Consider the following 14,122-nt stretch of genomic DNA (forward strand, 5'->3'; position numbering starts at 1 on the left):
TTTATGAAAAGAAATATTATGTTAACAGGAATAAGAAGTACTGGAATCCCACATTTAGGTAATATCTTAAGTGTTATTATTCCATCTATTAACATGTCTAATAATAAAAAAGTTAATTCATCATTTATATTTATAGCAGATCTACACTCTTTAATAGATGAAAATAACACTAAAAATAGTGTTTATCAAATTATATCTACATGGTTATCATTTGGATTAAATATAAATTATTGTTTATTTTATAGACAATCTGATATAGCATCAGAAGTAACAGAACTTGCATGGTACTTTAGTTGTTTTTTTTCTTATAGACGATTAAAATTATCTCATTCTTTCAAAGAAAGAATTTACAATAAAAAAAATGAAAAAATAAATGTTGGTTTATTTATTTATCCAATATTGATGGCAGCAGATATTTTATTATTTGATGGATCAATTATTCCTATAGGTAAAGATCAAATACAACATATAGAAATTGCTAGACGTATAGCTAAAATTTTTAATAAAAAAATAAATAATAAAATATTTACAATACCAAATGCATTTTTAAAAGAAAAATATTCATATATTATTGGAATAGATGGAAATAAAATGAGTAAATCAAAACGTAATTATATTAATATTTTTTCTTCAAAAGAAGAGTTAAAAAAACAAATACTTAAAATACGTACAGATAGTAAATCCTTGAATGATAAAAAAAATCCAAATAATAATTCTATTATATCCATATATAGATTAATTGCTCCTTATAATAAAGTAAAAGAAATGGAAAAAAAATATAAACTTGGAGGATATGGATATTTGGAATCTAAAATGGAATTATATAATTATATTATGAAAAAATTTTCAGAAGAAAGAAATAAATTTATTTATTATATGAATAATAAAAAATTATTAGATGATATTCTATTTTTTGGAGCAAAAAAAGCGAAAATTATAGCTAAAAAAAAATTAAATTTCATTAGAAAAAATTTAAATTTTAATTCATTAATTTTGTAATATAATATAATATAAAATAATAAATAAAGTAAAAATACTTTATTATGTATACAATTAATAAAAAAAATACTGAAAATACTATTAATAATTTTTCTAATTCTGATAATAAAAATAAAGAAAAAGAAAGTATTAGTTCAACTAAAAAAAATACTAATAATGAAAAAAATAAAATAAAAGAAATAAAATTATTGGAAGAAAAATTAGAAAAATTAGAAGAAAAATTAGAAAAAGAAAAAGATAAATTTTTACGTTTATTTGCAGAATTTGAAAATTATAAAAAACGTATAAAAAAAGAGAAACTTGATATATTTAGTATTATTAATGAACAAATAATAATTGACTTGATACCTATTTTAGATGATTTTGAAAGAGGAATAAAAGAACTAAAAAAAGAACAAGAGAAATCAATTGTAAAAGGAATATCATTAATACAAAATAAACTTATTAAAATATTAAAAGAAAAAGGACTTGATAAAATAAAAATAAAAAAAGGTGACGAATTTAATACAGACATTCATGAAGCAATCACGCAAATTCCTACTATTAAAGAAAATTTAAAAGGTAAAATTATTGATATTATAGAAGATGGATATGTCTTAAAAGAAAAAGTAATAAGACATGCCAAAGTTATTACTGGAAAATAATTATTAAACAAATTAAAAATAATTTTTTTTACTCATGATGAAAAAAGATTATTACAAAGTATTAGGAGTGTCTAGAAATGCTTCCTCTGAAGAAATAAAAAAAGCTTATAGAAAATTAGCAATAAAATATCATCCAGATAAAAATTTAGATAATAAAAAAGTAGCAGAAGAGAAGTTTAAGGAAGCAGCAGAAGCATATGAAATATTGGGAAATGAAGAAAAAAGAAATAGATATGATAAATTTGGACATTCTGGAATAAAAGGTAGTTATGGTGCATCAAGTGGTGGAATGAATATGGAAGATATTTTTACTAATTTTGGTGATATTTTTGCTGACGCTTTTGGAGATGGATTTTCAAATTTTGGATTTGGAAAATCTTCTAAAAGAAAAACTATAAAAGGTAGTGATTTAAGAATAAGAGTAAAATTAACTTTGGAAGAAATAGCAAATGGTACAGAAAAAAAAGTTAAAGTAAAAAGGTTAAAAGCAGCAAAAGGAGTAAAAATAAGAAATTGTACGTCTTGCAATGGAAATGGTCAAAAAATTAGAGTAACTAATACTATATTAGGTAGAATGCAAACTACTACACAATGCAGTTCATGTTATGGTACAGGTAAAAGAGCAGAAAATATACCATATGGAGCAAATAAATATGGATTAATAAAAGAAGAAGAATTAGTAGAAATAAAAATACCTGCAGGTATTACAGAAAGTATTCAATTAAAAGTTACAGAAAAAGGAAACGAAGCTCCATTTAACGGAATATCGGGGGATTTAATTGTTTTAATAGAAGAAATTCCTCACAATAATTTGAAAAGAGAAGGATCTAATTTACATTATGATCTATATATTTCTTTTTCAGATGCTATACTAGGAGCAACTAAAGAAATACCAACTATTAATGGAAGAGCAAGAATAAAAATAGATCCTGGAACACAATCTGGAAAAACATTAAGACTAAAAAATAAGGGAATACCTAATATTGAAGGATATGGAAATGGAAGTATGTTTATTCATGTTAATGTATGGACTCCAAAAAAAATTAATGATGAACAAAGGAAATTTTTTGAAAAAATGAAAAAAAACGAAAACTTTCTACCACATCCTGGAAATACAGAAAAATCTTTTTTTGATAAAGTAAGAGAAATGTTTTCTTAAAAAAATGAAAAAAACAGTTGTTGTGGCTTTATCAGGGGGTGTAGATTCTAGTGTATCAGCATTAATTCTTAAAAATAATGGATATAATGTTATTGGATTGTTTATGAATAATTGGGAAGATATTAACTATGATTGTTCATTAAAAAACGATAGTATATATGCAATGATTGTAGCTAATAAATTAAATATTCCCTTTCAGATAGTAGAAATGAAAAAAGAATATAATAAGTATATAGTAAATTATATGTTTAATGAATACAAAATAGGTAATACACCAAATCCTGATATTTTATGCAATGAAAAAATTAAATTTGATTTATTTTTAAAAATAGCAATTAAAAATTTTAATGCAGATTTTATTGCCACTGGACATTATGTTAATAAAATAATAACAATAGATAATAAAAAAAAAACTTATAGAATAAAAATAGGAAAAGACTTAAATAAAGATCAATCTTATTTTTTATGTAGACTTAATCAAATGCAATTAAAAAAATCATTATTCCCATTAGGGATGTTAACAAAAAAATATGTTAGAAAAATAGCTAAAAATAATGGATTATGTAATGCATATAAAAAAGATTCTCAAGGTTTGTGTTTTATTGGAAAAATAACTTTATCTAAATTTCTTCATACTAGAATTAATCCAAAAAAAGGAAAAATTATTTATATAGAATCTAATTATAAAAAATTTAATAATGAAAAAAATAAAAATTATTCTTTTGAAAAATTAATTTTATTATCTAAAAAAAATAAATATAAAGAATCAGATGGAAAAATAATAGGATATCATAAAGGAGCATATTTATTTACCATAGGACAAAGAAAGGGAATATCAATAGGAGGATTTAAGTATCCTCTTTTCGTAATTGATACTGATATTAAAAATAATATAGTATATACAGGCATGGGGAAAAATCACCCTGGATTATATAGAAAATGTCTTTTTATAAAAAAAAGAGATATTCATTGGATTCATAAAGATTTATTAGAAAAAAAAAAAATAAATGTTTTATCTAGAATTAGATATAGGCAACCATTACAAAAATCAATTTTATATAAAATAAAAATAGGAATTATATTATTATTTGAAGAAATGCAATATGCAATTTCTGGAGGACAATTTGCAGTATGGTATATTAATAATGAATTAATAGGTTCTGGAATTATTTCTGAGTAATAAAATTTTTTATACTTTTGTACTAAATATTTTAAAATTTATTAAAACTAAATATAATCGAATATTACTATACTAATATTTAATCAAATAAAATATTTATTTTCATTTTAATGATCGATGGATAAAATTAACGATTTCAGTAAAAAAATAACAGAAAATAATGAGTTACCTGCTGCACATGCTATGTTGTATGCAATAGGAATGAATAAATCAGATTTTAGTAAGGCTCAAATAGGAATAGTAAGTAATTGGTATGAAGGTAACCCATGCAATATTCATCTTAATAAATTATCTAAAGAAGTCAAAAAATCAATAATAAATAATAATTTAATAGGATTCCAAATTAATACTATTGGTATAAGCGATGGAATAACTATGGGAACATTAGGAATGAGATATTCTCTTCCTTACTAGAGAAATTATTGCAGACAGCATAGAATCTGTTATTTCTGCTCATTGTTATGACGGAATAATAGCAATTCCAGGTTGTGATAAAAATTTACCTGGGGTAATAATGTCTATAATTAGACTGAATAGACCATCCATTATTATTTATGGTGGTAGTATTTCTTCTGGAAATTATAAAAATAAAAAAATAGATATTGTTTCTTCTTTTGAAGCTTTAGGAAAAAAAAATACAAACAAAATATCTAAAAACGAATATGATAATATAATAAAAAGATCTTGTCCAGGACCTGGAGCATGTGGTGGCATGTATACAGCAAATACAATGGCTTCTATTCTTGAGGTTATGGGAATGACCTTACCTTTTTCTTCTTCTTATCCTTCAAAAAGTAAGGAGAAAATATTAGAATGTAAAAAAACACCTTTATATATAAAAAAACTATTAAATAATAAAATTTTTCCAAAAGATATAATTACTAAAAAATCTATAAAAAATGGTATAAAATTAGGGATATGCTTAGGTGGATCAACAAATCTAGTATTACATATATTAGCCATTGCTAAAACTGCAAATATAAAAATGTCTTTAAATGAAATACAAAAATTAAGCGATAAAGTTCCATTAATAGCTAATTTAAAACCTATAGGTCCATATCTTATGGAAGATATACATTCAAATATTGGAGGTATACCTGTAATTATTAAATATTTAATAAATAATGGTATAATTTCAGGAGACTGCTTAACAGTAACTGGTAAAACATTATATGAAAATGTAAAAAATGTTCAAAATATTAATTTTAAAAAACAAAATATTATTTTTTCTTTAAATAATCCTATAAAAAAAAATGGACACATAAGGATATTATACGGAAATATTGCTCCAGAAGGTTCTGTTGCTAAAATAACTGGTATAGAAGGAAAAATATTTATAGGAAAAGCTATAGTATTTAATTCAGAAGAAGATGCAAATAAATATTTTTTAAATAAAAAAATTAAAAAAGGAACAGTAATTGTTATAAGATATGTAGGACCAAAAGGTGCCCCAGGTATGCCTGAAATGTTAAAACCAACGTCATACATTATGGGTAGTGGATTGAGTAAAAATGTAGCTTTAATTACAGATGGTCGATTTTCAGGTGGATCACATGGATTTGTAGTTGGACATATATCACCAGAAGCCCAATCTGGAGGACTTATTGCATTAATAAAAAATGAAGATATTATAAAAATAGATGCTGAAAATAATAAATTAGTATTAAAAATAGAAAATAAAGAAATAAAAAGAAGAAAAAAATTATGGGTTCCTCCGCCCCTAAAAGTAAAAAATGGTTACTTATACAAATATTCAAAATTAGTATCATCTGCATCAAATGGTTGTGTAACAGACTAATATATAAATATATTATGATAAAAAATATATTTTTAGGATCTGAAATAGTTATAAAAACATTATTAAATGAAAATGTAAAATATATATTTGGATATCCAGGAGGTGCTATTATGCCTATATATGATTCCTTATATTATTATAAAGATCATATAAAACATATATTAATGCGTCATGAACAAGGAGCAATTCATGCAGCACAAGGTTATGCTAGAGCAACAGGATGTGTAGGTGTTTGTTTTACTACTTCTGGTCCTGGAGCAACTAATCTAATAACAGGATTAGCAGATGCCTTAATAGATAGTACTCCTATTGTATGTATAACTGGACAAGTATCATCACATCTTTTAGGAACCGATGCTTTTCAAGAAACAAATATTATAGATATATCTATTCCAGTAACTAAATGGAATATTCAAATATTAAAATCTATTAATATATGTAAATATATTCAAAAAGGTTTTTTTATAGCAAAAAATGGTAGACTAGGACCTGTATTAATTGATATAACTAAAGATGCACAATTGAATATGTCAAGGTTTAATTTTTCAAAATTAAAAAAAATTAATAATTTTAACCCATATCCAATTATAAAAAAAAAAGAAATAATAAAAGCAGCAAAAATTATAAATAGATCAATAAAACCAATAGTATTTGCAGGACAAGGTGTTATAATTGCTAATGCAGAAAAAGAATTAGAAAAATTTATAGATAAAACTGGAATTCCAATAGCTTGTACTTTATTAGGTTTAGGTTCAATATCTACTAAACATACTTTATATGTAGGCATGTTAGGTATGCATGGTAATTATTCTCCAAATGTATTAACAAATAAATCAGATGTAATTATTGCAATAGGTATGCGTTTTGACGATAGGGTTACGGGAAATATAAATAAATATGCAAAACAAGCTAAAATTATTCATCTTGATATAGATAGTAATGAAATAAATAAAAATATATCATGTTATATTTCTATTATAGGAAATTGTAAAACATCTTTAAAAAGATTAACAAAATTGGTTTATAAAAATAATCATATAAGTTGGAAAAAAAGATTTTTTCTTTTAAATAAAAAAGAAAAAATAGTAATTAAAAAAGATTTATTTCCAATAAAAAAAACTATTACAATGGGAGAAGTAATAAAATATATTAATTTATATAAAAAAAAAAATTCAATACTTATAACTGATGTAGAACAACATCAGATGATAGCTGCAAGATATTTTAATTTTAGTTGTAAAAGAAGTCAAATAACTTCTGGAGGATTAGGTACTATGGGATTCGCCTTGCCTCTATAGGTGCAAAATTAGGATCAAAAAATAAACAGGTTATATGTGTAGTAGGTGATGGAGGGATTCAAATGACAATTCAGGAACTTGGTACTATATTAGAAAATCATATCTCTATAAAAATTATATTATTAAATAATAATTTTTTAGGTATGGTACGACAGTGGCAACAACTTTTTTTTAAAAAACGTTATTCTTTTACAAAACTAAAAAATCCAAATTTTTTAAAATTAGCTGAAGCTTATAATATAAAATATAAAAAAGTATATAAAAGAAATGAATTACAACACTCTATAAAAAATATTTTTTATAAAAATAATGAACCTTTTTTTTTGGAAATTTTGGTTTCAAAAGAAGATAACGTTTTTCCTATGATTCCATCTGGATCATCTGTCGATGATATTAGATTAACATAAAATATGTAATTTTTATTGAGTTAAATATGGATTTTATAATAATAATATTATTAGAAGATAATATTGGATTATTAATTAGAATTATTATTATATTGAATAGAAAAAATTTAAAAATAAATTATATGAACATATCAAAAAAAAAATACAAGAAATTTTATATAAATCAATATATTTTAAATTTGGAATGTAAAATAGAAGATTTGATAAAATTAAAAAAAACTATTAGTAATTTAATCGGAGTACACAATATATTTTATAAAAAAATATAAAAATTCATGAAAAAGAGATTTGGAGATATAGAAGAAAATATTATAACAAGAAAAGAATTTTCTATAGATAAGGCTAAAAAAATATTAAAAAAAGAAATTTTATCAGTTCTTGGATATGGGGTACAAGGACCTGGTCAATCCTTAAATTTAAAAGATAATGGATTTAATGTAATTGTAGGACAAAGAAAAAATACTCAATCTTGGAATAAAGCATTAAAAGATGGATGGATAGAAGGAGTGAATTTGTTTTCTTTAGAAGAAGCATCTGAAAGAGGGACAATATTATTGTATCTTCTTTCAGATGCAGGACAAATATCGTTTTGGCCAAAAATTAAGAGATATTTAATAAAAAATAAATCTTTATATTTTTCACATGGATTTGCTCTATCTTTTAAAGATAAAACTAAAATATATCCACCAAATGATATAGACATATTTTTAGTAGCCCCAAAAGGGTCAGGAACCAGTCTTAGAAGACATTTTAAAGAAGGAAAAGGAATTAATTCTAGCTATGCTATTTATCATGATTATAGTGGAAAAAGTATAAACAAAGTTTTATCTATTGGAATAGGTATAGGTTCTGGATATTTATTTGAAACAAGTTTTAAAAATGAAGTTTATTCTGATTTAGTTGGAGAAAGAGGAACTTTAATGGGAGCTATACAAGGAATATTTTATGCACAATATCAAGTATTAAGAAAAAACGGGCATTCTCCATCAGAATCTTTTAATGAAACTGTAGAAGAATTAACTCAAAGTTTAATGCCATTAGTTTCAGAAAATGGTATGGACTGGATGTATTCTAATTGTTCAACAACTGCACAAAGAGGAGCCTTAGATTGGTGGAAAAAGTTTAGAGATGTAACATTACCTTTATTTGAAAATTTATATGGAGAAGTCTCTTCTGGAAATGAAGCAGAAAGAATTATTTCGTATAATAGTGATAAGGAATATAGAAATAAATTAAAAAAAGAATTAGATAATATAAAAAACAGTGAGATATGGAAAGTTGGAAGCGTTATACGTAATTTACGACCAGAAAAAAAAAATGATTAATAATGTTTTTTTTATTTACTTTAATATATACCCACGACTGGATTTGAACCAGCACATCCCTTTTTTTAGGATACCACCACCTCAAGGTGGCGTGTCTACCAATTTCACCACGTGGGTAAAAAAAACTAAAAATATAGTAAATAAATTAAAAAGAAACATTAAATTTATACTTTTTTATTATTAATAATTGATTTTATTATATATATTTTTTTTTATGAATATAGCAATTATAGGATATGGAAAAATGGGAAAAACTATTAAAAAAATAGCAATAAGTAGAAATCATAAAATAAAATTATGTTGCGATAGTACTCCACAAAAATCAAATTTATTAGATAATTCTATTGATGTAGCAATAGAATTTAGTCAACCTAATTCTGCATTTGAAAATATAAAAATATGTATAGATAATAACGTTCCTGTAGTATCTGGAACAACTGGATGGTTAGATAAACTAAATGAAATAAAAAAAATTTGTATAAAAAAAAACGGATCTTTTTTATATTCATCTAATTTCAGTATTGGAATGAATATATTTTACGAAATTAATAAGAAACTATCTAAATTATTATTTCCTTATTCAAAAGAATATAGTATTCTTATAGAAGAAATTCATCATAAAGATAAAAAAGATAAACCTAGTGGAACATCAATACATATAGCAAAAGATATAATAGATAGTGGAATAAAAAATAATTGGAATTTAGATGATAAAAAATTTATTAAAAATGATAAAAAATCTATACTGATTAAATCAAAAAGATTTAAAAATATAATAGGAGAACATATTGTAAATTATAAATCTTATATAGAAAAAATATCTATAAGACATAAAGCATATAATAGAAATATTTTTGCTATTGGAGCGATAATTTCTGCAGAATGGTTATTTAATAATAAAAATAAAAAAGGAATTTTCTCAATGAAAAATGTGTTAGATTTATAAAAATATATTTATGTTTCAATATATTTTATTTCATATTCTTTTTTTACTAATTATAAATATTTTTCACACACTTATTACTTTTAATATATATAAAAAATATAATATTAATAATATTAAATATTATATACCATTATATAATATATTTTTATTTTTACGTGTACATAAAAAAGAAAATTGGTTATTATTATTTTTAGTTAATCCATTAACTAGTATAGTTTTATACTATATTTTATGGATCGATTTAATTTATTCTTTTAAAAAAAAGAAAAATAATATACTTTTTATAATAGTATTTGGAGTATTTTATATCATTTATTTAAATTTTTTTAAGAAAAAATTAAAACTTATAAATAAACATTATAGTAATAAAAATATTATTTTATTATCTATAATTTTTTCTTTTATTATACATACTTATTTTATACAACCATTTGTAATTCCTACATCATCTATGGAAAAAAGTTTATTAGTAGGAGATTTTATATTGGTTAGTAAACTTAATTATGGATTAAGATTACCAATCTCCCCTATTTTTATCCCATTTTTTCATAATAGTTTATTTGATTATATAAATAATTATACATCTTTTATTAAATGGCCTTATTGTCGTCTTAATTCATTTGAAAAGATACATAGAAATGATATTATAGTTTTTAATTATCCTTTAGACAAAAAACATATATCAATAGATAGAAAAGACAATTATGTTAAACGATGTATTGGAATTTCTGGTGATATAATTACCATTAATAATGGAGAATTATTTGTTAACAATGTTAAAGAAAAATTTTTAAAAGGAAAACAACAATCTTTTTTTATTAAGACAAAAAATATTCCATTAAATATTGAATATTTAATAAATAAAATGGACATTGAAGATGTTGAATTTATTGGAAAAATAAATAATGAATATTATTACCAAATAATGTTAAATGAAGAAAATAAAAAAAAAATATTTAAATTATTTAATAATATAATTTTTTTAAAAAAAAATATTACTCCTTTTTATATATCAGATAACGTAATACAACCTAAAAAAAATAAACATATATGGAATAGAGATTTTTTTGGACCATTTTATATTCCAAAGAAGGGTGATTGTATTGAAATAGATAATAATTTTTTATATAAAAATATACTTTTATACGATAAGGGAAAGATTTTTTTAAAAAAAAATAAAAAGTTTATAATATTAAATAATAATTATTATTTTATGATGGGAGATAATAGACATAATTCTTATGATTCTCGTTATTGGGGTTTAGTTCCAGAAAATTGTATAGTAGGAAAACCAATATTTATATGGATGAGTATTGATTGGAATAGAAATAATCCTATGAATTTTTTAAATTGGAAAATTAGATGGAATAGGCTTATGACAACAATAAATGGTAATAATTTTTTTTTGTATTTATTTTATTTATTATTAATATATTTATTTATATATTTCATATAAATTAAAAATAATAAAAAATTTAAGATAAAATTTTTTTTAAAAAAAATGATCCTATTATATAACCAGATAATATTCCTCCTATATGCGCAAAATGTGCAACTTCTGGTGAGATATTTAAAATAGTAGAAATAAAACTTCCAAAAACAAAAATTAATAATGCTTTCCTAATTCTTATAGGAAAAGGAAATGGTAATATAAAAATTTTATGTTCAGGATAAATTTTTGCAAAAGCACCAACTATACCACTAATTGCACCAGAAGCCCCCATCATAGGAGAATATAATGAATTATAAATGATTATTTTTTCTTTTTCACTTAAAGAATTAAATATTTTACTTATTGTAGAAATATTTAAAGTTTCTATAAAATACAAAATTAAACTAGTATTAAATAAAATTTGTATAAATGCAGCTAAAATACCTGATAAAAAGTATAGTATAATAAATTTTTTAAATCCTAAAAAAGATTCTACTTGTATTCCAAACATAAATAATGCTAACATATTAAATATTATATGTAAAAAAAGATGTTTAGAATGTATAAACATATGTGTAAATATTTGATAAATTCGGAATTTATCATATAATGGATTATATAGAGAAAATATATTTTCTATTTTATATTGTGGAAAAAGATATATTGCTGTATATATTAATATATTTATACTAATTAAATGCTTTATAGCATTAGAATTTAAATTAAAATTTTTATAAAAATTCACTGTTTAAAAATTTTTTTAAAAAAACTTTTGTTTAAAATAATAACAATAGATTTATTATTATAATAAGTATAATAAATTTTTTCACATGAAAAAAGGTCTTCAATAATATTTATCATTTGATATTCATGTAATTTCATTCCATATTTTATATATGAAAATTTAAATATAGATTTAATAATAATTTTTTTAATATTATTATATTTAATAAAATTATTTTTTAATGTATTTAATATATTTTTTATAATTTTAATTGAATTACTTTTTTTTAATTTTTTTGGAATTGAATATATATATAAATTTTTATTAAAAAAATGTAATATAAATCCCATTTCTTTAAAATCATTTTTAAAATTATTAATCAATAATAATTCATTTATTGACAATTCTATTTTTAGAGGTGGATTTAGTTTTTTATAAACTACTTTTTTTTTTAAAAAAAATTCAAACAAAATATTTTGATATGCTCGATATTGATCTACTATAATTACATAATTATTATAAATTACTATTATGTAATTCTTATTAAATTGAAAAATTTTTTTACATATATTTTTATCTGAAATTTTATTATAATTAAAATCTAATTTATTATCTGTATTTTTTATTAATAATTCTAATTGATTTACTATTTTATTTTTATAATTTTTGTTAAAAATTTTATTATTAAATAATTCATTATTGAATGTAATTATATTTGAATCATTAATATGATTTTTTTTTATTTTATTTTTGTCAAGTAAAATATTTTTAATTTTATTATAAATCATTAATCCTACAAATTCCTCATTTTCTATTTGTACTTCTTCTTTTGTAGGATGAATATTCAAATTTAATAAATCTGGATTAACTTCTATGAAAATAAAATATGAAATGGTTTTCATATCTTTTATAAAACCTGTATAAGATCTAATTATTTGCTTATGTAAAAATATATTTTTTATACTTCTTTTATTTATTAATAATAATTTATATCCTTTTTTATATGAGTAATTATCAGGTTTACTAATATATCCCTTAATAATAATATTACTTTTTTTTATATAAAATGATTTGAATTTTTGATAATTTATTTTAAGTGTATCAATGATTCTTGTTTTTAATGAACAATTATTTTTAAGATAAAAAATAATCTTATTATTATTATAAAAACGATATGTAATGTTTCTATGTACTAGAATTATCTTGTAAAATTCATTAATAATATGATTAAACTCTATATTAGAAGATTTTAAAAACATCTTTCTGGCAGGAAATTGATAAAAAATATTTTTTACGGAAATTCTAGTTCCTTTTTTCATATCTAATAACGTTTCTTTTTTTATTTTTCCATTTTCTATAAGTAAATGTATACCTAGCAAATCATCACTTTTAGTTTGGATTTCTAATTGGGAAATCATAGATATTGATGATAATGCTTCACCTCTAAACCCCTTAGTATTAATTTTATATAAATCTTCAATGTATTTTATTTTAGAAGTAGCATGTCTTTTAATGCTCATTTTCGCATCAATATGATTCATACCATCACCATTATCTATCAATTGAATTAATGTTTTTCCTGCATCTTTTATAAAGATATCTATTATTTTTGCATTAGCATCTATTGAATTTTCCAATAATTCTTTTAATACAGAGGAAGGTCTAATTATAGTTTCTCCAGCAGCTATTTGATTAATTACTTCTTTTGGTAATATTCGTATAGTATTCATTTATAGATTTTTTAAATAGAGACATATATATTGCAGTTTTTGCACATTCTACACCTTTATTACCATTTTTTCCGCCAGAACGATCAATAGATTGTTGTTTATTTTTATCTGTTAAAATACATGAAATAACTGGAACATTATGTATTAAATTAATATCTTTTATTCCTTGTAATACAGTTTTGCATAGATATTCAAAATGATAGGTCTCTCCTTTTATTATAGATCCTATTGCAATAATAGAATCAAAATTATAACGACAGGCTATTTCTTTTGATGAAAAAATTAATTCTAAACTTCCTGGTACTTCCCATGTATTTATTTTATTTTTTTTAATACCAAATTGAATTAAAGTTTTGTATACACTTTTATACAATCTATTTGTTATTAATTTATTCCATAATGATACTATAATTGCTATTCTTAGATAAGAATTTTTTATTTTTTCTTTATTAAATGAATAAATAGGAGATTTTTTCATAA

11 protein-coding genes, 1 tRNA gene and 2 pseudogenes are annotated in these 14,122 nt (G+C 21.4%); 10 read left to right on the forward strand and 4 right to left on the reverse strand.

Annotation, left to right across the window (positions count from 1 at the left end):
* The first annotated feature begins 3 nt into the window (after window positions 1–3).
* The 8 genes and pseudogenes from trpS to ilvC all read left to right on the forward strand — a co-directional run bounded on the left by trpS (window position 4) and on the right by ilvC (window position 8,810).
* Complete coding sequence (gene trpS, locus H0H34_RS00350; RefSeq protein ID WP_185873363.1) at window positions 4–999, forward strand: tryptophan--tRNA ligase; 996 nt, start codon at window positions 4–6, stop codon at window positions 997–999.
* A 44-nt stretch (window positions 1,000–1,043) separates the two neighbouring features.
* Complete coding sequence (locus H0H34_RS00355) at window positions 1,044–1,643, forward strand: nucleotide exchange factor GrpE (protein ID WP_185873364.1); 600 nt, start codon at window positions 1,044–1,046, stop codon at window positions 1,641–1,643.
* 34 nt (window positions 1,644–1,677) lie between these two features.
* Window positions 1,678–2,802 (forward strand): DnaJ C-terminal domain-containing protein, encoded by a 1,125-nt coding sequence (locus H0H34_RS00360; RefSeq protein ID WP_185873365.1) that lies wholly within the window; start codon window positions 1,678–1,680, stop codon window positions 2,800–2,802.
* Between the two features lie 4 nt (window positions 2,803–2,806).
* Entirely contained in the window at window positions 2,807–3,982 is a 1,176-nt protein-coding gene (gene mnmA / locus H0H34_RS00365; protein ID WP_185873366.1) for a tRNA 2-thiouridine(34) synthase MnmA, read from the forward strand.
* A 117-nt stretch (window positions 3,983–4,099) separates the two neighbouring features.
* Window positions 4,100–5,780: pseudogene (ilvD, locus tag H0H34_RS00370) on the forward strand (dihydroxy-acid dehydratase).
* A gap of 14 nt (window positions 5,781–5,794) precedes the next feature.
* Window positions 5,795–7,485 (forward strand): annotated as a pseudogene (ilvB, locus tag H0H34_RS00375) (biosynthetic-type acetolactate synthase large subunit).
* Between the two features lie 26 nt (window positions 7,486–7,511).
* Window positions 7,512–7,754 (forward strand): acetolactate synthase, encoded by a 243-nt coding sequence (locus tag H0H34_RS00380; protein WP_185873367.1) that lies wholly within the window; start codon window positions 7,512–7,514, stop codon window positions 7,752–7,754.
* Between the two features lie 6 nt (window positions 7,755–7,760).
* Entirely contained in the window at window positions 7,761–8,810 is a 1,050-nt protein-coding gene (gene ilvC / locus H0H34_RS00385; protein WP_185873368.1) for a ketol-acid reductoisomerase, read from the forward strand.
* A gap of 28 nt (window positions 8,811–8,838) precedes the next feature.
* Here ilvC and H0H34_RS00390 read toward each other — a convergent pair.
* Window positions 8,839–8,927: transfer RNA gene (locus H0H34_RS00390), tRNA-Leu, on the reverse strand.
* 97 nt (window positions 8,928–9,024) lie between these two features.
* Here H0H34_RS00390 and dapB point away from each other — a divergent pair.
* The gene (dapB, locus tag H0H34_RS00395) at window positions 9,025–9,756 is read left to right on the forward strand and encodes a 4-hydroxy-tetrahydrodipicolinate reductase (RefSeq protein WP_185873369.1); all 732 of its coding nucleotides are present in this window, start codon (window positions 9,025–9,027) and stop codon (window positions 9,754–9,756) included.
* A 10-nt stretch (window positions 9,757–9,766) separates the two neighbouring features.
* Window positions 9,767–11,212 carry a signal peptidase I gene (gene lepB, locus H0H34_RS00400; protein WP_185873370.1) on the forward strand — a complete coding sequence of 482 codons (1,446 nt, stop codon included), beginning with the start codon at window positions 9,767–9,769 and terminating at the stop codon, window positions 11,210–11,212.
* Window positions 11,213–11,231: 19 nt separating this feature from the next.
* On the opposite strand, the gene H0H34_RS00405 is transcribed toward lepB, so the two are convergent.
* The 3 genes from H0H34_RS00405 to ribH are packed head-to-tail and all read right to left on the reverse strand — an operon-like array spanning window position 11,232 to window position 14,120.
* Complete coding sequence (locus tag H0H34_RS00405) at window positions 11,232–11,933, reverse strand: rhomboid family intramembrane serine protease (RefSeq protein ID WP_185873371.1); 702 nt, start codon at window positions 11,931–11,933, stop codon at window positions 11,232–11,234.
* A complete protein-coding gene (gene mutL, locus H0H34_RS00410) occupies window positions 11,930–13,642 on the reverse strand; it encodes a DNA mismatch repair endonuclease MutL (protein ID WP_185873372.1) in 1,713 nt (570 codons plus the stop codon). Before mutL ends, H0H34_RS00405 begins: the two co-directional genes overlap by 4 nt.
* Window positions 13,605–14,120: a 6,7-dimethyl-8-ribityllumazine synthase gene (ribH, locus tag H0H34_RS00415; RefSeq protein WP_185873373.1), complete on the reverse strand. Its 516-nt coding sequence runs from the start codon at window positions 14,118–14,120 to the stop codon at window positions 13,605–13,607. The genes mutL and ribH overlap by 38 nt, the downstream gene beginning before the upstream one ends.
* Between the last annotated feature and the right edge of the window lie 2 nt (window positions 14,121–14,122).

Origin of the sequence: Blattabacterium cuenoti (genome assembly GCF_014252375.1) — a bacterium.
In the GTDB taxonomy this organism is placed as follows: Bacteria; Bacteroidota; Bacteroidia; order Flavobacteriales; family Blattabacteriaceae; genus Blattabacterium; species Blattabacterium cuenoti_AH.

Coding starts and splice junctions, on each gene's coding strand:
- dapB (WP_185873369.1), top strand. CDS start 9,025: ATGAATATAGCAATTATAGGATATGGAAAAATGGGAAAAACTATTAAA.
- lepB (WP_185873370.1), top strand. CDS start 9,767: ATGTTTCAATATATTTTATTTCATATTCTTTTTTTACTAATTATAAAT.
- trpS (WP_185873363.1), top strand. CDS start 4: ATGAAAAGAAATATTATGTTAACAGGAATAAGAAGTACTGGAATCCCA.
- ribH (WP_185873373.1), bottom strand. CDS start 14,120: ATGAAAAAATCTCCTATTTATTCATTTAATAAAGAAAAAATAAAAAAT.
- H0H34_RS00380 (WP_185873367.1), top strand. CDS start 7,512: ATGGATTTTATAATAATAATATTATTAGAAGATAATATTGGATTATTA.
- ilvC (WP_185873368.1), top strand. CDS start 7,761: ATGAAAAAGAGATTTGGAGATATAGAAGAAAATATTATAACAAGAAAA.
- mnmA (WP_185873366.1), top strand. CDS start 2,807: ATGAAAAAAACAGTTGTTGTGGCTTTATCAGGGGGTGTAGATTCTAGT.
- mutL (WP_185873372.1), bottom strand. CDS start 13,642: ATGAATACTATACGAATATTACCAAAAGAAGTAATTAATCAAATAGCT.
- H0H34_RS00355 (WP_185873364.1), top strand. CDS start 1,044: ATGTATACAATTAATAAAAAAAATACTGAAAATACTATTAATAATTTT.
- H0H34_RS00360 (WP_185873365.1), top strand. CDS start 1,678: ATGATGAAAAAAGATTATTACAAAGTATTAGGAGTGTCTAGAAATGCT.